General features: G+C 72.0%; 15 protein-coding genes. 5 read left to right on the top strand and 10 right to left on the bottom strand.

Annotated features, from left to right (window positions below; translation table 11 throughout):
• The first annotated feature begins 79 nt into the window (after positions 1 to 79).
• The 3 genes from ACFVS8_RS03490 to ACFVS8_RS03500 are packed head-to-tail and all read left to right on the top strand — an operon-like array spanning position 80 to position 5,267.
• Positions 80 to 1,492, top strand: coding sequence for an MFS transporter (locus ACFVS8_RS03490; protein WP_387058170.1), 1,413 nt, complete (start codon positions 80 to 82; stop codon positions 1,490 to 1,492).
• A gap of 11 nt (positions 1,493 to 1,503) precedes the next feature.
• Positions 1,504 to 3,654, top strand: a complete 2,151-nt coding sequence (locus ACFVS8_RS03495; protein WP_387057593.1) for a molybdopterin oxidoreductase family protein — start codon at positions 1,504 to 1,506, stop codon at positions 3,652 to 3,654.
• Positions 3,651 to 5,267 (top strand): FAD-dependent oxidoreductase, encoded by a 1,617-nt coding sequence (locus tag ACFVS8_RS03500; protein WP_387057594.1) that lies wholly within the window; start codon positions 3,651 to 3,653, stop codon positions 5,265 to 5,267. The genes ACFVS8_RS03495 and ACFVS8_RS03500 overlap by 4 nt, the downstream gene beginning before the upstream one ends.
• Positions 5,268 to 5,406: 139 nt before the next feature.
• Here the strand turns inward: ACFVS8_RS03500 and ACFVS8_RS03505 are convergent, their stop codons facing one another.
• From ACFVS8_RS03505 to rpsP, 5 genes are all read right to left on the bottom strand, one after another.
• On the bottom strand, positions 5,407 to 6,168 hold the full coding sequence (locus tag ACFVS8_RS03505) for a sirohydrochlorin chelatase (RefSeq protein ID WP_387057596.1): 762 nt from the start codon (positions 6,166 to 6,168) through the stop codon (positions 5,407 to 5,409).
• A gap of 161 nt (positions 6,169 to 6,329) precedes the next feature.
• Entirely contained in the window at positions 6,330 to 7,019 is a 690-nt protein-coding gene (gene trmD / locus ACFVS8_RS03510; RefSeq protein ID WP_387057598.1) for a tRNA (guanosine(37)-N1)-methyltransferase TrmD, read from the bottom strand.
• A gap of 11 nt (positions 7,020 to 7,030) precedes the next feature.
• Positions 7,031 to 7,630 (bottom strand): ribosome maturation factor RimM, encoded by a 600-nt coding sequence (gene rimM, locus ACFVS8_RS03515; RefSeq protein ID WP_387057600.1) that lies wholly within the window; start codon positions 7,628 to 7,630, stop codon positions 7,031 to 7,033.
• 1 nt (position 7,631) lies between these two features.
• Positions 7,632 to 7,868, bottom strand: coding sequence for an RNA-binding protein (locus ACFVS8_RS03520; protein ID WP_056651189.1), 237 nt, complete (start codon positions 7,866 to 7,868; stop codon positions 7,632 to 7,634).
• Positions 7,869 to 7,871: 3 nt separating this feature from the next.
• Positions 7,872 to 8,285: a 30S ribosomal protein S16 gene (rpsP, locus tag ACFVS8_RS03525; protein ID WP_387057602.1), complete on the bottom strand. Its 414-nt coding sequence runs from the start codon at positions 8,283 to 8,285 to the stop codon at positions 7,872 to 7,874.
• A 219-nt stretch (positions 8,286 to 8,504) separates the two neighbouring features.
• On the opposite strand from rpsP, the gene ACFVS8_RS03530 reads away from it, so the two are divergent.
• A complete protein-coding gene (locus ACFVS8_RS03530) occupies positions 8,505 to 9,677 on the top strand; it encodes a glutamate--cysteine ligase (protein ID WP_387057604.1) in 1,173 nt (390 codons plus the stop codon).
• 31 nt (positions 9,678 to 9,708) lie between these two features.
• On the opposite strand, the gene ACFVS8_RS03535 is transcribed toward ACFVS8_RS03530, so the two are convergent.
• Positions 9,709 to 11,160 (bottom strand): GH1 family beta-glucosidase, encoded by a 1,452-nt coding sequence (locus tag ACFVS8_RS03535; RefSeq protein ID WP_387057606.1) that lies wholly within the window; start codon positions 11,158 to 11,160, stop codon positions 9,709 to 9,711.
• Positions 11,161 to 11,279: 119 nt separating this feature from the next.
• Between ACFVS8_RS03535 and ACFVS8_RS03540 the strand changes: the two genes are divergently transcribed.
• Positions 11,280 to 12,077 (top strand): spermidine synthase, encoded by a 798-nt coding sequence (locus tag ACFVS8_RS03540; RefSeq protein WP_387057608.1) that lies wholly within the window; start codon positions 11,280 to 11,282, stop codon positions 12,075 to 12,077.
• 10 nt (positions 12,078 to 12,087) lie between these two features.
• On the opposite strand, the gene ffh is transcribed toward ACFVS8_RS03540, so the two are convergent.
• The 4 genes from ffh to smc are packed head-to-tail and all read right to left on the bottom strand — an operon-like array spanning position 12,088 to position 18,705.
• Positions 12,088 to 13,671: a signal recognition particle protein gene (gene ffh, locus ACFVS8_RS03545; protein WP_387057610.1), complete on the bottom strand. Its 1,584-nt coding sequence runs from the start codon at positions 13,669 to 13,671 to the stop codon at positions 12,088 to 12,090.
• A gap of 60 nt (positions 13,672 to 13,731) precedes the next feature.
• Positions 13,732 to 14,220, bottom strand: coding sequence for a DUF2004 domain-containing protein (locus ACFVS8_RS03550; RefSeq protein WP_387057612.1), 489 nt, complete (start codon positions 14,218 to 14,220; stop codon positions 13,732 to 13,734).
• Between the two features lie 31 nt (positions 14,221 to 14,251).
• Entirely contained in the window at positions 14,252 to 15,127 is an 876-nt protein-coding gene (gene ftsY / locus ACFVS8_RS03555; RefSeq protein ID WP_387057614.1) for a signal recognition particle-docking protein FtsY, read from the bottom strand.
• Positions 15,128 to 15,171: 44 nt separating this feature from the next.
• On the bottom strand, positions 15,172 to 18,705 hold the full coding sequence (gene smc / locus ACFVS8_RS03560) for a chromosome segregation protein SMC (RefSeq protein WP_387057616.1): 3,534 nt from the start codon (positions 18,703 to 18,705) through the stop codon (positions 15,172 to 15,174).
• Positions 18,706 to 18,880 lie beyond the last annotated feature (175 nt).

Below are 18,880 nucleotides of genomic sequence, written 5' to 3' on the forward strand. Positions count from 1 at the left end.
CGGACCGAATCGCCGAAACACGACCTCAATAGCTTCGAGTCGAAGGCTCCACCACGTGATCGACACCTCGGAGGCACCCATGACCCAGACCACGAGCTCGGCTCCCCCGGCCGCGACGACCAGCCCCGCCATCGGTGCGCCGGCCACGACCGGGGCACCGCCCCTGGCCTTCCGCCAGGGCCGCTGGATCGACGGCTGGAACCCCGAGGACACCGCGCAGTGGGAGTCCCAGGGGCGTTCGATCGCACGGCGCAACCTGAACTGGTCGATCTTCGCCGAGTTCCTCGGCTTCGTCGTCTGGCAGCTCTGGTCGATCGTGGTCGTCGCGCTGCCCCAGGCCGGATTCGACCTCACGACCGGCGAGATCTTCTGGCTGATCTCGATCCCGAGCCTGGTGGGCGCGACCCTGCGCATCCCGTACTCGTTCGTGGTGGCGAAGTTCGGCGGTCGCAACTGGACCATCGTCTCGGCGGCACTCCTGCTGCTGCCCACCCTCGCGATGGTGTTCTGCCTGTCGAACCCCGAGACGCCCTTCCCGATGCTGCTGGGCGCGGCGGCCCTGGCCGGCTTCGGCGGCGGCAACTTCGCCAGCTCGATGTCGAACATCACGTTCTTCTACCCGCAGCGCGAGAAGGGCTGGGCCCTCGGCCTGAACGCGGCCGGCGGAAACCTCGGCGCCTCGGTCGCCCAGTTCGTCGTTCCCATCGTGATCACCATCGGTGCGGGAGCGAGCGTCAACCTGCCCATCGCCGGCTGGATCTGGATCCCGTTCATCCTCGTCGCGATGTTCGGCGCGGCGAGGTACATGAACAACCTCTCCAACGCGAAGGCCGACTTCTCCGGCTCGGCTGCGGCACTCCGCGAACCGCACCTGTGGCTGCTCGCACTGCTCTACATCGGCACGTTCGGCTCGTTCATCGGCTTCGCGAGCGTGTTCCCGAAGCTCATCGCCGATCAGTTCCCCGACTTCTCGACCATCGCGGTCGGCGGCGCGTCCGTCTCGCTCGCGTTCATGGGCGCGCTCGTCGGTTCGCTCGCCCGCCCCTACGGCGGCCGCCTCGCCGACCGGTTCGGCGGCGCGCGCATCACGATGCTCGCGTTCGCCTCGATGGCGCTCGTCACGGTGGCCGTGCTGCTCACGCTCCCGCTCGGGCAGTTCTGGCTGTTCCTCGCGCTCTTCCTGGTGCTCTTCGCCTCGGCGGGCATCGGCAACGGCTCGACCTACCGCATGGTGCCGGTCGTGTTCGCGGTTCGCGGCGGCGGTACCGGCGATGTCTCGACGCAGCGCAAGGCCGCCGCTGCGCTCGGACTCATCTCGGCCATCGGCGCCTACGGCGGCTTCCTGATCCCGCAGGCCCTGAACCTCTCGTTCCAGTCGACGGGCGCCTACGGCGCCGCGTTCGTCGGATTCATCGCGGCCTACGTCGTGCTGCTCGTGCTCACCTGGGCCGTGTACGTGCGCTCCGGCCGGCTCAGCGCCCACAAGATCTGAAACGAGACGCATTGACCCACCCCGCCGACACGCACTGCCCGTACTGCGCGCTGCAGTGCGCGATGACCCTCACCCCGACGGATGCCGCGGCACACGCCACGCACGACGCCACGGCGCCCGTCGTGGTCGCCGGCCGCGACTTCCCGACGAACCGGGGCGGGCTGTGCAAGAAGGGGTGGACCTCGGCGGAGCTGCTCCGCGCACCGTCCCGCCTCGGCGCCCCGCTCGTGCGGGGCGCCGACGGCGCGCTCCACGAGACGTCGTGGGAGGAGGCGCTCGACCTCATCTCGACGTCGCTCCGCGGCATCCGATCGGAGCACGGTGCCGACGCGGTCGGCGTGTTCGGGGGCGGCGGCCTCACCAACGAGAAGTCCTACCTGCTCGGCAAGTTCGCGCGACTCGCGCTCGGCACGAGCCGCATCGACTACAACGGCCGCTACTGCATGTCGTCGGCCGCGGCCGCCGGCAATCGGGCGTTCGGGGTCGACCGGGGCCTGCCGTTTCCGCTCGAGGACCTCGACGGGGCCACGACGATCCTGCTGCTCGGCACGAACCCCGCCGAGACCATGCCCCCGTTCATCGGCCACCTCGCGGGCGCCCAGGCCGCCGGAGGACTCGTCGTCGTCGATCCCCGCCGCACCGCGACCGCCCGCCTCACCGACGACGGCAAGGGCCTGCACGTGCAGCCGGCACCCGGAACCGACCTTCCGCTCCTGCTCGGACTCATCCACGTGGTGATCGCCGAACGCCTGGTCGACGTCGACTACGTCGCCGCGCGCACCGTCGGCTTCGACCGGCTCCGGCGCAGCGTCGCGGCCTGGTGGCCCGAGCGCGTGCAGTCGGTCACCGGCGTCGCCGCGCTCACGCTCAAGCGGCTCGCGCGCCGGCTGGCCTCGGGTGCGAGCACCTACATCCTCACGGGTCGCGGCGTCGAGCAGCACGTCGACGGCACCGACACCGCGACCGCGGCGATCAACCTCGCGCTGCTCCTCGGCCTGCCCGGTCGCCCCGGCAGCGGGTACGGCACGCTCACCGGGCAGGGCAACGGACAGGGCGGGCGCGAGCACGGCCAGAAGTGCGACCAGCTGCCCGGATACCGCAAGATCGTCGACCCCGAGGCGCGCGCCCACGTCGCGCGGGTGTGGGGCGTCGACCCCGCCGACCTGCCCGGCCCCGGCGTGCCGGCGATCGAGCTGCTGAAGCTGCTCGGCGTGCCCGGCGGCGTGCGCGCGCTCATGGTGCACGGCTCGAACCTCGTGGTCTCCTCCCCCAACGTGCGCGAGGTGCGCGAGGGACTCGGCCGTCTCGACCTGCTCGTGGTCTGCGACTTCTTCCTCTCCGAGACGGCCGCTCTCGCCGACGTGGTGCTGCCGATCACGCAGTGGGCCGAGGAGGAGGGCACCATGACCTCGCTCGAGGGGCGCGTCATCCGTCGCCGCCGCGCGATCACGCCGCCCTCCGGCGTTCGCGACGAACTCTGGATCCTGCACGAGCTCGCCCGGCGGCTCGACTGCACCGCCGCGTTCGACACCGACCCCGAGGCCGTCTTCGAGGAGCTGCGCTTGGCATCCGAGGGCGGCATCGCCGACTACTCGGGCATCGACTACGCCATGCTCGACCGCGGCGAGGCCGCGTACTGGCCCTTCCCCCGCGAGAGCACCGGCACTCCGCGCCTCTTCGTCGACCGGTTCGCGCACCCCGACGGGCTCGCCCGGCTCGTGCCCGTGACGGTGCGCGAGACGGCCCGCCCCGCGCCGGCATCCGGCGAACTCACCCTCGTGACCGGGCGCCTGCTCGAGCACTACCAGAGCGGTGCGCAGACGAGGCGCGTGCCCGAGCTGCTCGAGGCCCAACCCGAGGCGCTCGCCTCGATGCACCCGGCCACCGCGCTGCGACTCGGCATCGACGACGGCGACGAGATCGAGGTCGCGAACGGACGCGGCGTCGTGCGCTGCCGGGCGCGGCACACTCCCGACATCCGCCCCGAAGCGGTCTTCCTGCCCTTCCACTACGGCGACGGGCAGGCTGCGAACCTGCTCACCTCCGACGAGGTCGACCCGATCTCGTCGATGCCCGAGTTCAAGACGAACGTGGTCCGCGTGCGGCGGATCGCCGAGGTCGACGCCATCGCCCGCCCCGAAGAGACCGGAGTGCTCGCATGACCCAGATGAGCCCGTTGAAGATCGTCCTCGTCGGCTACGGTCCGGTCGGCGCGCGCTTCGTCGAGGAGCTGCTGCCCGGGGTGCAGGCCGGCGCCGTGGAGCTCACCGTCATCGCCGGTGAAGACATCGAGGCGTACAACCGCGTGCTGGTCGCTGAGTACGCGGTCGGCAACGCCGACCTCGACGGCATGCTCGTCGGCGACCGGATCACCGCGGAGGAGGCCGGCGCGCGCGTGCTGCTCGGCGTCGCGGTGACCGCGATCGACCGCGCCGAGCGCACGGTGCTCCTCGACACCGGGGAGACGCTCGGCTACGACCGGCTCGTGCTCGCGACCGGCGCGCGGGCGAACGTGCCGACCCTCGACGGTGTCGAGCGCCACCGCCGCGACCTCGCCTCGCTCGAGAAGTACGGCAGGCAGCTGGTCGCCCGCGACGACGAGCTCCCGGCCGGCATCACGGCGCTCCGCGACCTCGCCGACGCCGAGCGGGTGCTCGAGGCCGTGCGCGATCGCCGCCGCATCATCGTGCTCGGCGCCGGCGTGCTCGGCCTGGAGCTCGCGCTCGCCGCCGCGCACGCCGGCGCCCAGGTCTGCGTGGTGCACCATGGCCCGCACCCGATGCCCCGCAACCTCGATCGCGGCGGCGGGCAGGTGCTGCGGGCGGCCCTGCGCCGCACCGGCATCCAGGTCATCGCGCACAGCCGTGCGGAGGCCGTCGCCTTCCGCACCGACGACGACGGCGGGCGCCGCTTCGACATGCTCGTCACGGCCGACGGCAAGCAGCTGCGCGGCGATCTGCTCGTGCTCTCGTGCGGCGTCAGCGCGCGCACCGAGCTGGCGGTGCTCGCTGGGCTCCGCACGGCCGCCGGCATCGTCGTGCACCCCGACCTCTCGTCGTGGACCGACCCGGCGATCTTCGCCATCGGCGACTGCGCGCAGGTCGTCGAGCGTACCGAGGAGCTCGCGGGCCAGCGCACCCTGCCCGGGGCGCCGTCGGGCCTCATCGGGCCCGGATGGCGGCAGGCGGCGTGGCTCGCCGGCGCGTTCCTCGCCGAGGCCGCGAAGCGCGAGCACGACGTCGCCACGCCGGTCGAGCGCGACCCGCTCGTCATGCTGAAGGCCGAGCACATCGACGTGGTCGCCGTCGGCGACATCTCGGGCGACCCGTGGGACGACGACGCGCTGCACCCCCGCCGCCGGATCGCGCAGTGGGCCGACCCCGAGCACCTGCGCTACGTGAAGATGGTGACCGAGGACGGCGTGCTCACGGGCTTCGTGAGCGTCGGGATGCCGCGCACCGCCGCCGAGCTCACGCTCCTGTTCGAGCGTGGCGGCGAGCTGCCCGCCGACCGCTCGCTGCTGCTGCGCTTCGACGGCCCCGACTACGACCCCGCGGCGGACGCCGACGCGTTCGCCCCGACGACGACGGTGTGCTGGTGCAATGCCGTGACCGTCGGCCGTATCGAGGAGTCGGCGGCGTGCGGCAACACGACGGTCGAATGCGTCGGCAAGGACACCCGTGCGGGAACGGGCTGCGGCGGATGCCGCTCGCGCATCGCCGACGTGCTCGCCCGGGTCGCCGACGCCGACGGCACCCCCACGCTCGCGGCCTGAGGGCCCGCGGCGGTCGCGACCTGCGGGCGCGCTGCGGTCACGGCCTGAGGGCGCGCTGCGGTCACGGCCTGAGGGCGCGCGGCTGTCGCGACCCAGGGCGGCGGCAGTCGCCACCTCGGGCGTCGCGGCGAGGGCCGCCTCAGGCGTAGTGGCGCCGCTCGGCCTCGACCGCGGCGTACCGGTCGAGCACGACCTCGACGAGCGCGTGCGGCACCGGACGGCCCGGCGCGATGAGCGGTTCCGCGACGATCTCGGCGCCGACCGCGGCCGCCGCATCGTAGAACGTGCCGGGGGCGAGCAGGTAGGCGGCGACGGCGATGCGGGTGCCGGGGTGCACCTCGCGGATCATCTCGATCGCGTCGGGCAGGCGCGGGATGGCCGCCGCGATGAAGCCGACCGTGACGGGGCGCCCGAGGCGATGGCCCAGGCGTCTGGCGGTGTCGAAGCACTCGCGCACCGCGCGCGGATCGTTGGACCCGGCTGCTGCGAGCAGCACCGCGTCGCCGTCTTCGAGGCCCGCGTCGTACAGGCGCTCGGCGAGGATGCCGACCAGGCGATCGTCGGGGCCGAGTTCGGCGGCCAGGCGCACCCCGCCGCCGATGCGCTCGAGGCCGAACGCGAGTCCGGTGCGCACGTGGTAGCCCGCCGAGAGCGTCAGCGGCACGATCACCGCGTCCGCGCTGCCGGCGGCGGCGACGGCAGCGGCGATGTCGGCGCTCTTGGCGTCGACGAAGTCGATGGCCACGTCGATCGCGGGTTCGGCCGTGGCCACCCGGTCGACGAGCCGCATCACGGCCTTGCGGTTGGCCGTGGACGGCGAGCCGTGGGTCGCCGCGATGAGGCGCAGTGGCGGAAGGTCGTCGGAGTCGGTCTGCAGGTCATCGACACTCGGCCCGGCCATCGACAACCCGCGCTTTCCGGCGGGTATTCGCTGTGCACCGCCGGTATCGACGCTATAAACGGCGTGTTTCGCGGTGCGCACCCGTCTGTTTCGAGCAGGTGAAGAAGACCTCACGCGCCCGGGAACGCGCGAGTGGGGGCTCGGCGGGCGGCGGCGCCGGGTCAGTCGTCGAGGAGCTCGGGGCGCACACGCCTGGTGCGCTCGACCTGCTGCTCGCGGCGCCACGCGGCGACCGCACCGTGGTTGCCCGACAGCAGCACGGGCGGCACCTCGAGGTCTCGCCAGACGGCGGGCTTGGTGTAGCTCGGGTACTCGAGCAGGCCGTCCTCGTGCGATTCCTCGACGAGGCTCTCGGGGTTGCCGACCACGCCGGGCACCAGACGCCCGGCGGCCTCGATCATGGCCATGACGGCGACCTCGCCGCCGTTCAGCACGTAGTCGCCGAGGCTGATCAGGCGCACGCGCATGCGCCCCTCGTAGTGGTCGGTGACGCGCTGGTCGATGCCCTCGTAGCGGCCGCAGGCGAAGACGAGGTGCTGCTCGGCGGCCAGCTCGCGGGCGACGGCCTGCGTGAACGGCTCGCCCGCGGGCGACGGCACGACGAGCAGGGCCTCGGATTCCGCGGGGCCGACGATCGAGTCGATCGCCTCGCCCCACGGCTCGGGCTTCATCACCATGCCGGCGCCGCCGCCGTACGGGGTGTCGTCGACCGTGCGATGACGGTCGTGCGTGAACGAGCGCAGGTCGTGCGCCTCGACCTCGATGATCCCGGCCTGCCTGGCCTTGCCGAGCAGTGAGATGTCGAGCACCGAGAAGAACTCGGGGAAGATCGTGACGATGTCGATGCGCACGGCCGGACGCCCTACTCGGCGGACGCGGCTGAGCCGGTCGACCCGTCGGCGTCGCCCGTCGGCGCGTCGTCGTCGGCGATCTCCTCGAAGAGGCCCGCCGGCGGCGTGACCGTGACGACGCCCGCCGTCACGTCGACGTCGGGCACGATCGCCTGCACGAACGGCACCATGACCTCGCCCGACGGCGTCTTCACGATGAGCAGGTCCTGAGCCGGGAAGTGGTCGACGCGCACGACCTCGCCGACCTTGCTGCCGTCGCGCACGACCGCGAGGCCGACGAGCTGGTGGTCGTACCAGGCGTCGGGCTCGGCCTCTTCGAGGTCGACGTTCTCGACCCACAGGATCGCCTTCAGCAGCGCCTCGGCGGCGGTGCGGTCGTCGACCCCCTCGAAGAAGGCCACCGGCATGCCGTTGTACCAGCGGAGGTCGCGGAGCACGAGGTGCTTGCCGTGCCACGGGGACTCGGCCGGCACCTGCAGCGAGAACTCCGCGCCCGGCACGAACCGGCGCTCGGGGTCGTCGGTGTAGAGCTCGAGCTTGATCGCGCCCTTCAGGCCGTGCGCCTTGGTCAGGCGACCGACCCGGAGTTGGGTTCGGGGTGCGTCGGCCACGTCAGTCGTCGGTGTCGACGACGTCGACGCGGACGCGACGCCCGTCGGCCAGCGCGGTGACGAGCGTGCGGAGCGCCTTCGCGGTGCGACCTGCCCGGCCGATGACGCGACCGAGGTCCTCGGGGTTCACGTGAACCTCGAGGACCTCGCCGCGTGCGCTCGACGCGGAGACGACCTTCACGTCGTCAGGGTGATCGACGATCCCCTTGACGAGGTGTTCGAGCGCGGACTGGAGCAAGACTTACGCCTCGTCCGTCGACGCGTCAGCAGCGACCTCGGCCTCTTCGGCCTTCGGCGCGGGCTTCTCCGACTTGGGCTTCAGCACCGGCTTCTTCTTGTCGTCGGCGACGAAGGCCGCCTTCGGCTCGGCGACCTTGACGGTCGAGACGGCGTTCTTGTCGCCCTTGAACTTGCCCCAGTCGCCGGTCAGCTTGAGGATGGCCTCGACCTGCTCGGTCGGCTGCGCGCCGACGGAGAGCCAGTACTGGGCGCGCTCGGAGTCGACCTCGATGAACGAGGGGTTCTCGGTGGGGTGGTACTTGCCGATCTCCTCGATCACGCGACCGTCGCGCTTGGTGCGCGAGTCGGCGACGACGATGCGGTAGTACGGCGCACGGATCTTGCCGAGGCGCTTGAGACGAATCTTGACAGCCACAATTCTCCTGAAATGTTGTGAGTTGGGTGAACTGACAGCCGTGAGCGTGGGGTGCACACTCGGCGGAAGCTCTGAGTGGCTCTGCGCGCCGGATAGAGGGTCGGGCACAACAGAACTCGACTGACCATTCTTGCAGATAACGCGCCGGAAGGATAATCGCCATCCGTGCATGTCATGATGGGCCGACGGTGCCGGACGCGCCGTGCGAAAGGGGCCCGCATGCCGATCGAGTTCGCCCGGTCCGCGAGATCCACCGTCGGCATCGAGTGGGAGATCGCGATCGTCGACCGTGCGACGGGCGAGCTCGCCTCCGTCGGCGACCGCGTGCTCGACGTGCTGCACGAGCGGAGCGCGGGCGGGCGGCATCCGTCGATCACCGAGGAGATGCTCACCAACACGGTGGAACTCGTGAGCGGCGTGCACGAGCGCGTCGCCGACGCCGTCGCCGACCTCCAGGGGCAGCTCGACGAGGTCCGCGCCGTCGTCGACGAGCTCGGCGAGTACGAGCTCATCTGCAGCGGCTCGCACCCGTTCAGCCAGTGGTACGACCAGCACCTCACCGACAAGCCGAGGTACCACAAGCTCGTCGAGCGCACCCGCTGGTGGGGGCGCAACATGATGATCTGGGGCGTGCACGTGCACGTGGGCATCGAGGATCGCGACAAGGCGCTGCCGATCCTCGACGGCCTGCTCGCCTACCTGCCGCACCTGCAGGCGCTCTCGGCGTCGAGCCCGTTCTGGGCGGGCGTCGACACCGGCTACGCCTCGAACCGCGCCCTCATGTTCCAGCAGCTGCCCACCGCGGGCCTGCCATACGCGCTGCCCGACTGGGCCGCCTACGAGCGCTACGTCGACGACCTCGTGCGCACGGGCGTCATCGAGGACTACTCCGAGGTGCGCTGGGACATCCGCCCGTCGGCGAAGTGGGGCACGGTCGAGGTGCGCGTCTGCGACGGCGTCTCCACGGCGGCCGAGCTCGCCGCGATCGGCGCGCTCGTGCAGTGCCTCGTCGAGTGGATGTCGACCCGCCTCGACGAGGGCGGCACGCTCACCGTGCTGCAGCCCTGGTACGTGCGCGAGAACAAGTGGCGGGCGGCCAGGTACGGCCTCGACGCCGAGGTGATCACCGATGTCGCGGGCACCGAGCGCCTCGTCTCCGACGACCTGCGCGACCTCGTGACGACGCTCGTGCCGATCGCCGAGCGGCTGGGATGCGCCCGGGAGCTGCAGCTCGTGCGCGTCATGCTCGACCAGGGCGGCAGCTACCGGCGGCAGCTCCAGGTCGCCGAGGCGAACGGCGGCGATCTCTCGGCGGTCGTCGCGCATCTCGCCCGCGAGCTCCGGGGCGACGGTCGCGGACAGCGGGCGGATGCCGCGGCATCCGCCCGCTGATCGCGACCACTCCGCGAGTCGACCCTGAGGGTCAGACCGACGGAGCCGGCACCTCCGGGATGGCGCGCGTGCGGATGAGCTCGGCGTACCAGAGCGCGCTGTCCTTCGGGAGGCGCTCGAACGTGTCGTAGTCGACGCGGACGATGCCGAACCGCTTGGAGTACCCGTAGCCCCACTCGAAGTTGTCCATGAGCGACCACACCTGGTAGCCGCGCAGGTCGACGCCGCGCTCGATCGCGCGGTGGGCGGCCGTGAAGTGCCGACGCAGGTAGTCGGTGCGCTCCACGTCGTGCACGGCCCGGCCGTCTGGGCCGTCGACCACGGCGTCGGCGAACGCCGCCCCGTTCTCGGTCACCATGAGCGGCAGGCCGGGGTACGCCTCGTGCAGCGAGACGAGGAGGTCTTCGAGGCCGGACGGGTCGATGTTCCACCCCATCTCGGTGTACGGGCCGGGCTGCTCGAGGAACTCGACCTGCTCGGACCCGGGCCAGGCGGTGCCGCCCATGTCCTTGTGGCCGTCGGCGTTCACGCGCGGGCTCTCGCCGTCCCACATGCGCACCGTGACGGTCGAGTAGTAGTTCACGCCGAGCAGGTCGATGGGCTGGCGGATGAGCTCGGTGTCGCCCGGCTTCACGAAGGCCCAGTCGGTCACGTCGGCCGTGTCGGCGATGACGTCGGCGGGGTACTCGCCGTCGAGCAGCGGGCCGAGGAAGACGCGGTTCGCGAGGCCGTCGATGCGACGCGCGGCCTCGGCGCCCGTGGGCCCCGACGGGCGGATGACGTGCAGGTTGAGCGTGATCGAGTAGCCCGGGTCGTTCGTGACGACCCCGCGGAGCGTCTGGATCGCGAGGCCGTGCGCGAGGTTCAGGTGGTGCACGGCCGCGAGCGCCTTCGCGCCGTCCATGAGGCCGGGCGCGTGGGCTCCGGAGCCGTAGCCGAGGTACGACGAGCACCACGGCTCGTTGAGCGTGGTCCAGACGGCGACGCGGTCGCCCAGGCGCTCGCCCAGGATGCGCGCGTAGTCGGCGAACGCCTCGGCCGTCGCGCGGTTCGTCCAGCCGCCCTCGTCTTCGAGGGCCTGCGGCAGGTCCCAGTGGTAGAGCGTCGCGATGGGGCGGATGCCGCGGGCGATGAGCCCGTCGACGAGGCGCTCGTAGAACGCGAGCCCCGCCTCGTTGGCCGGACCCCGGCCAGTCGGCTGGATGCGCGGCCACGCGATCGAGAACCGGTAGGCCTCGAGCCCGAGCCGCACCATGAGGTCGAGGTCCTCGTCGAGGCGGTGGTAGTGGTCGCACGCCCGGTCGCCGGTGTCGCCGTTCCAGACCTTGCCGGGGGTGTGGCTGAACGTGTCCCAGATGGAGGGGCCGCGTCCGTCTTCGGCGACGGCGCCCTCGATCTGGTACGAGGCCGTGGCCGAACCGAAGAGGAAGTCGGGGCCGAAGGCGAGGCCGGAGTCGCGGTAGTCCGCCGAACCGATGGTCATGATGCTGCTCCAGGGATCTGAGGTTGCGGCGATGTCCCGCCCGCTTCACTGTAGCGCGCCGGGCGCTTTGCTTACAGATCTGTAAGTAATCGAAGGCGCCGCGGCCGTAAGGTGGTGTCATGCACGGCCGCACCCTCGAACTCGACCTCGCCGACCTCCGCGCAGAGCTCCTCCCCGGGCGCGGCACGAACGGCGGCGTCTCGCTCGTCGTCGACGGCGTCACGCAGTCCCACGTGAACCCGGCCGATCCGCGCGACCTCCAGCTCGAGTACACGCGCTTCGTCGCCGCGATCGCCGACGGATGCCGCGAGCCGGCCGATCCCGTGCGCGTGCTGCACCTCGGTGCGGGCGCACTGACGATCGCCAGGTACCTCGGCGCGACGCGGCCGGCATCCGCGCAGCACGTCGTCGAGCTGCATCGCCCGCTCCTGGAGTTCGTGCTCGACGCCTTGCCGCTCGACCCCGAGCTCGGCATCACCTTCGAGTTCGACGACGCCCGCGCCGCCGCGCAGCGCATCGCCCGGCATACCGGCGGGTTCGATCTCGTCATCGCCGATCTCTTCGCCGGCAGCCGGACCCCTGAGCACCTCTCGACGGCGGAGTTCTTCGACGAGCTCGGTCGGCTGCTCACCCCGGGCGGGGTGCTCGTCGTGAACACCATCGCCACGATCGGGCTCGGCATCTCGCGCGAGGTCGGGGCGACCCTGGTCGACGGCTTCGACCAGGTCGTGGCCGTCGCCTCCCCCACCGTCGTCGCCGACGCCGGGCTCGGGAACGTGGTCTTCGCCGCATCGCACGACGAGCTGCCGACCCGACGCATCCGCCGCCGGATCGACCAGACGCACCGGCGCATCGAACTGCTCGAGGGCCCGGCGCTCGTGGACTACCTCGGCGCAGCCCGCGTGCGACGGGACTGAGCGTCGCCGGTCAGCGTCCGAGCAGCTTCTGCACCTTCGCGAGGTCTTCGGCCGACGGGGTCGGCGCGGCGCCGCCGCGCCCCAGTCCGAAGCCGGAACCGGCGGGCGCCGCAGCGCCGGGCGTGAGCTGACGCCCCTCGGCGATCGCCTGGTTCTCGGTCGCGCGCTTCGCGGGGTTGCCCGAGCGCGAACCGCCGGACTTCTTCTTGTTCTTCGCCGCCTGGCGCTTGCCGCCGCCATGACCGCCGCCGCCGGGCATGGGCCCCATGCCGGGGATCTGCGGCATGCCGCCGCGCGCGACCGTCTTCATCATCTTGGCGGCCTGCTCGAACCGCTGCACGAGCTGGTTCACGTCGGTCACGGTCATGCCGGCGCCCTTCGCGATGCGCAGGCGGCGGGAGCCGTTGAGGAGCTTGGTGTTCTTGCGCTCGGCGGGCGTCATCGACTGGATGATCGCCTCGGTGCGCACGATCTCGCGCTCGTCGAAGTTCTCGAGCTGCTGCTTCATGCCGCCGGCGCCGGGAAGCATGCCGAGCATCTTCTTGATCGACCCCGCGCCGCGCAGCTGCTGCATCTGGGCGAGGAAGTCCTCGAGCGTGAACTGCTCGGTCGCGAGCTTCTCGGCGACCTTCAGCGCCTCTTCTTCGTCGAAGGCTTGCTGGGCCTGCTCGATGAGGGTGAGGATGTCGCCGAGGTCGAGGATGCGGCTCGCCATGCGGTCGGGGTGGAACGCCTCGAAGTCGTCGAGGCCCTCACCCGTCGAGGCGAAGATGATCGGTCGGCCCGTGACCGAGGCGACCGAGAGCGCGGCGCCGCCGCGGGCGTCGCCGTCGAGCTTGGAGAGCACGACGCCGGTGAAGTCGACGCCGGCCTGGAAGGCCTTCGCCGTGGCGACCGCGTCCTGGCCGATCATGGCGTCGATGACGAAGAGCACCTCGTCGGGGTTCGTGGCCTTGCGGATGTTCGCGGCCTGCTTCATCATCTCGGCGTCGACGCCGAGGCGGCCGGCCGTGTCGATGATGACGACGTCGTGCTGGGCGCGGCGGGCCTGGTCGACACCGGCCTTCGCGACCTTCACGGGGTCGCCGACGCCGTTGCCGGGCTCGGGCGCGAACACGGGCACGCCCGCCTGCGAGCCCACGACCTGCAGCTGGTTGACGGCGTTCGGGCGCTGGAGGTCGCTCGCGACGAGCAGCGGCGTGTGGCCCTCCTTGACGAGGTGCTTCGCGAGCTTGCCCGCGAGCGTCGTCTTTCCAGCACCCTGGAGGCCGGCGAGCATGATGACGGTCGGAGCCGTCTTGGCGAACTGCAGGCGCCGCTGCTGGCCGCCGAGGATCGCGACGAGCTCGTCGTTGACGATCTGCACGACCTGCTGCGCCGGGTTCAGGGCCTTGTTGACCTCGTCGCCGAGGGCACGCTCGCGCACATGCGCCGTGAACTGCTTGACCACGTCGAGCGAGACGTCGGCGTCGAGCAGCGCGCGACGGATCTCGCGGACGGTGCCGTCGACGTCGGCCGCAGAGAGCTTGCCCTTGGTGCGGAGGTTCTTGAAGGTCTCGGCGAGGCGGTCAGACAGGTTTCCGAAGGTAGCCATGGTGGTTCGATTCTAGGCGACCCCGGATGCCGCTCCGCGCCGTCGCGAGGAAGGCCCCCGTCAGCCCTCGAACCGCACGTCGCCGATGTCCCGACCGACGTCGATCGTCGCAATGAGCCGCTCGTCGGTCTCGTCGGGGGCGAGCGCGTACTCGAACTCGGCGAACGCCTCGCCCTCGCCGAACAGCTCGGGGCGGAGGTCGACGCGCACGAGGGACATCGATCGCAGCGCGTCGATCTGCCGGTCGCCCGAATCGCGGCCGATGGCGTCTTCGATCTCGTCGGCGACCGCGGAGTCGGGGTCGAGCAGCGCCGTCAGGAACTTCACGACCGGCGAGCTGCCGGAGTCCAGCTGCCCGACGAACGCGTTGCGCACCTCGTCGTCGGCGAACTCGAGCTCGCTCACGAGGGCCGCCGCGGCATCCAGCGCCGGCACCGGCACCTCGTCGTCCTCCGTCTCGAGCACCACCTCGACCCGCTGGTCGGCGTACTCGATCATCTCGGACCAGTAGTCGCCGACGATGCCGAAGTAGTCGTGTTCGGTGGCCATGCGCCGCCCCCCCCCTGTCGTGGCGCCGGCCTCAGCCGACGAGTTTCTGCGCGAAGACGTGGGGCGTGAAGCCCGTGAGGTCGTTGATGCCCTCGCCCTGGCCGATGAGCTTGATCGGCAGGCCGGTCTTCTCCTGCACGGCGAGCACGAAGCCGCCCTTCGCGCTGCCGTCGAGCTTGGTGAGCACCAGGCCCGTGACGCCGCCGTGCTCGATGAACGCCTCGGCCTGCGCGAGCCCGTTCTGCCCGGTGGTCGCGTCGAGCACGAGCAGCACCTCGCTGATGGGCGCCTGCTTCTCGACCACGCGGCGGATCTTGCCGAGCTCGTCCATGAGCCCGCCCTTGGTGTGCAGACGGCCGGCGGTGTCGACGATGACGATCTCGATGCCCTCGCGCTTGGCCCGGTCGACGGTCTGGAAGGCGACGGATGCCGGGTCCTGGCCCTCGCGCTCGGGGCGCACGATCTCGACGCCCGCCCGACCGGCCCAGGTCGCGAGCTGGTCGACGGCGGCCGCGCGGAACGTGTCGGCCGCGCCGACCACGACGCTGCGGTCGAACGTGCGGAGGAACCTGGCGAACTTGCCGATGGTCGTGGTCTTGCCGACGCCGTTGACGCCGACGACCAGCACGACCGCCGGTCGCTCGGTGAGCTTCAGCGTGGGGTCGTACTTCGCGAGCCGCTCCTCGACGGTCTCGCGGAGCATCCGCTGCACGTCCTTCGGGTCGGTCGTCTTGTACCGGTCGACCTGCGCCTTGATCGAGTCGACGATCTCCTCGGTCACCGCAGGGCCGAAGTCGGCGCGGATGAGCGCCGCCTCGAGGTCGTCCCAGGTGTCCTCGTCGATGGTCTTCGCGCCGAAGACCCCGCGGAGGGCCGCGCCGAGCGACCACGATGCACGTTCTGCCATGGGGTCAAGCCTACGGGCCGGGGGTGGGCGCCGCGCTCACCGGGTCAGCCGGCGGCAGCCACCGCCTCCTCGCGCACGCGCTGGCCGACGACCGCCGAGACGCCGTCCTGGCGCATCGAGACGCCGTAGAGCGCGTCGGCGATCTCCATCGTGCGCTTCTGGTGCGTGATGACGATGAGCTGGCTGTCGGCGCGCAGGTCCTCCATGGTCGTGAGCAGGCGCCCGAGGTTCGCGTCGTCGAGCGCGGCCTCGACCTCGTCCATGATGTAGAACGGGCTGGGCCGCGCCTTGAAGATCGCCATCAGCAGCGCGACCGCGGCGAGCGAGCGTTCGCCGCCCGAGAGCAGCGACAGGCGCTCGATCTTCTTGCCGGCCGGGCGCACCGAGACCTCGATGCCGGTGGTCAGCATGTCGTCGGGGTCGGTGAGCGAGATGCTCCCGGTGCCGCCGGGGAACAGCACGGGGAACACCTTCGAGAACGCCTCCTGGGTGTCGTCGAACGCGTCGCGGAAGATCGTCGACATCTTGCCGTCGATCTCCTCGATGATCGTGAGCAGGTCCTTGCGCGTGTTCGCCAGGTCGGTGAGCTGCTCGGTGAGGAAGAGGTGGCGCTGCTCGAGCGCCGCGAACTCCTCGAGCGCGAGCGGGTTCACGCGCCCGAGCTGCGAGAGCTTGCGCTCCGCGGCGGCGAACCGGCGCTGCTGCTCCTCGCGACGGTACCGGCGCGGCTCGGCGTCGGGGTCGTCGGGGTCGTCGACCGGGATCGGCACCTCGGGGCCGTACTCGGCGACGAGCACGGCCTCCTCGAGGCCGAGCTCGGACTCCGCGCGCTCGACCAGACTGCCGACCTGGAGCTTCTTCTCGTAGATGCGCAGCTCGAGCCCGTGCACGTCTTCGGTGACCGCGTGCAGGCGCTCGCGCACGCCCGCCTCGTCGCGCCGCAGCGCCTGCAGCTCCTCGTTGCGGGCGGAGCGCTCGGCCTCGGCCCGTCCGAGCGCCAGACCGGCCTCGGCGACCGACGCGTCGACCGACGCGAGCGCCGCCGGCAGCCAGGCGGCGACCCTGGTCGCGGCCTCGAGCTGCGAGCGTCGCACGACGGCCCGACGGGCCGCCTCCGCCGCGGCATGCCGCTCGGCCTCGTACTGCGCCTGCATCGCGCGGATGCGGGCCTCCTCGGAGCGCACGCGCTCGCGCGCGGTCTCGAGCCGGAGCTTCGCCTCGACCTCGGCCTCGCGTGCGCGCTCGAGTCCGGCGGATGCCGCGTCGCGGGCGTTCGGGTCGAGCACGGGCCTCGCCACCGAACGGGCCTCCTCGAGCGCCCGCTTCGCCGCCGCGGCAGCCTCCTCCGCTGCGGCGACGCGTTCCTCGGCGTTGGCGGACGCGGTCCGGAGCCGCTCGGAGTCCGCCTCGGCGGCCTCGGCCTGCACGCGCGCGCGGTTCAGGCGCTCGGTGCGCTGGGCCAGCTGGGCGTCGAACTCGCGGAGCGAGGTCAGGGCGTGCTTCGCGGCCTCCTTGGCGCGCGCGTGGAGTTCGCGCTGCTCTCCGAGCTCGGCGCGCCGTCGTTCGATCTCGCTCCGGACCTCGTCGAGTCGGGCTGCGGCACGGTCGCGCTCGGCGAGGAGCTCGATGCGGCTCTGCTTGCGTCCCGTGCCGCCGCGCACGACGAAGCGCCCGACCACGGTGCCGTCGCGCGTGATGACGGTCGGGGGCACGGAGCGCGCGGCGAGCTGCGACTCGACGGCGCGCACCGCGGCGAGGTCGTCGGCGATGAACACCTCGGCGAGCAGGCCGAGCACGCCGGGCGGCGCGGCGACCACGTCGGAGGCGGCGACGAACCCGGAGGGCAGCGGCTCGGCCTTCGCGCCCGGCCCGACGGCGGGCTCGGCCAGCACGAGCGCGACACGACCGAGGTCGCCCTGCTCCGCGTGGGCGAGCGCGCGATGGGCCGCGCCCAGGTCGTCGACGAGCACGGCGTCGCTCAGCGATCCGAGGGCGGCCGAGATCGCGGCCTCGAAGCCCGGGTCGACCTGCATCGACTCGGCGAGCAGCCCGCGCACGCCCGCGACGTCGGCGCCGGCGACGGCGGCCGATCCGTCGCGCTGGTCGAGGGCGAGCGAGAGCGCCTGCGTGCGCGCCGAGAGGGCGCCCTGCTCGCGCTCGCGCTCGTGCAGGTCTTCGCGGAGCCGCTCGATCTCGGCCTCGGCCTCGAACACGGCCGACTGGGCCAGCTCGTACGCCTCGTCGAGGTCGGTCTCGGCGGACTGCTCGATCTCGGCCTCGGCCTGTGCCTCGACGAGTGCGGCCGCCGCCTGCTCGCGACGCAGGGCCGAGGCCTCGAGCGCGTTCGCGTGGCGGAGCACCTCGCCCCGCACTGCGGCGAGCTTGGACGCCTCGGAGTCGGCCTGGCCCGACAGCTTCGAGATGGCGAGGTCGTACGCCTGCACCTCGGCGCTGCGCCTGGCGATCTCGAGGTCGACGGCGTCGAGGGCCGAACGGGCATCGTGCGTGACGTGCTGGGCCTCGTCGAGCGCGGTCGCCGCGACGTCGATGCCCTCGCGGATCTCGTCGAGTTCGACCAGTGCGTCGTCGATCATCGACCGGGTCACGGTGGGCGCGGCATCCGAGGCGTCGTCGGCGACCGAGAGCAGGGCGATGCGCTGGTTGGCCAGGGAGTCGAGCGACCGCAGCGCCGTGCGGGACTGCTCGAGCGCGAAGTTCGTCGCGCGCGCCGTGTCGACGTCGTCGCCCAGGTGGGACTGCTCGAGCGCCGTCACGCGCGCCTGTCGCTGCTCGAGCTGGTCCTGCAGCACGAGCCGCTCGGCATGCCGCTGCTGCTCGTTGCGGCCGTGGTCCTCGAGGGCCCGCCGCAGGCCGATCACGTCGTCGGCGAGGAGCCGGGCGCGGGCGTCGCGGACGACCGCGGCGATCGTGGCGGCTTCGCGTGCGACCTCGGCCTGGCGCCCGAGGGGCTTCAGCTGGCGGCGGATCTCGCCCGCGAGGTCCGACAGGCGCGTGAGGTTGGCCTGCATCGCGTCGAGCTTGCGGAGCGTCTTCTCCTTGCGGCGCCGGTGCTTCAGGATGCCGGCGGCCTCCTCGATGAACCCGCGACGGTCCTCGGGCGTCGCGCGCAGCACCGCGTCGAGCTGGCCCTGGCCCACGATGACGTGCATCTCGCGGCCGAGGCCCGAGTCGGACAACAGCTCCTGCACGTCGAGGAGGCGGCAGGTCTCGCCGTTGATGGCGTACTCGCTCGACCCGTTGCGGAAGAGCGTGCGCGAGATCGAGACCTCGCTGTACTCGATGGGCAGGGCGCCGTCGGCGTTGTCGATCGTGAGGCTCACCTCGGCGCGCCCGAGCGGGCCGCGCGTCGACGTGCCCGCGAAGATGACGTCCTCCATCTTGCCGCCGCGGAGGGTCTTCGCCCCCTGCTCGCCCATGACCCAGGCGAGCGCGTCGACGACGTTCGACTTGCCTGAGCCGTTGGGGCCGACGATGCACGTGACGCCCTGCTCGAATGCGAAGGTCGTCGGCTGGGCGAAGGACTTGAAGCCCTTCAGCGTCAGGCTCTTGAGGTACACGGCCCACCCTTTCCCGCTCGCGAGCGCTGCGACGAGCGTAGTCGAGGTCGGCGGATGCCCCGGACTCCCCCGCCGTGCATCGGGCGGATCGCCGGGCGTGCGGCGGTCATGACCCGATGCGCGCCGCTGCGCGGGACCCCGAAAGTCGGCTCGCATCGCGCCGCCGGTGCCTTGC

It is taken from the genome of Agromyces sp. NPDC058110 (assembly GCF_042884735.1).
In the GTDB taxonomy this organism is placed as follows: Bacteria; Actinomycetota; Actinomycetes; order Actinomycetales; family Microbacteriaceae; genus Agromyces.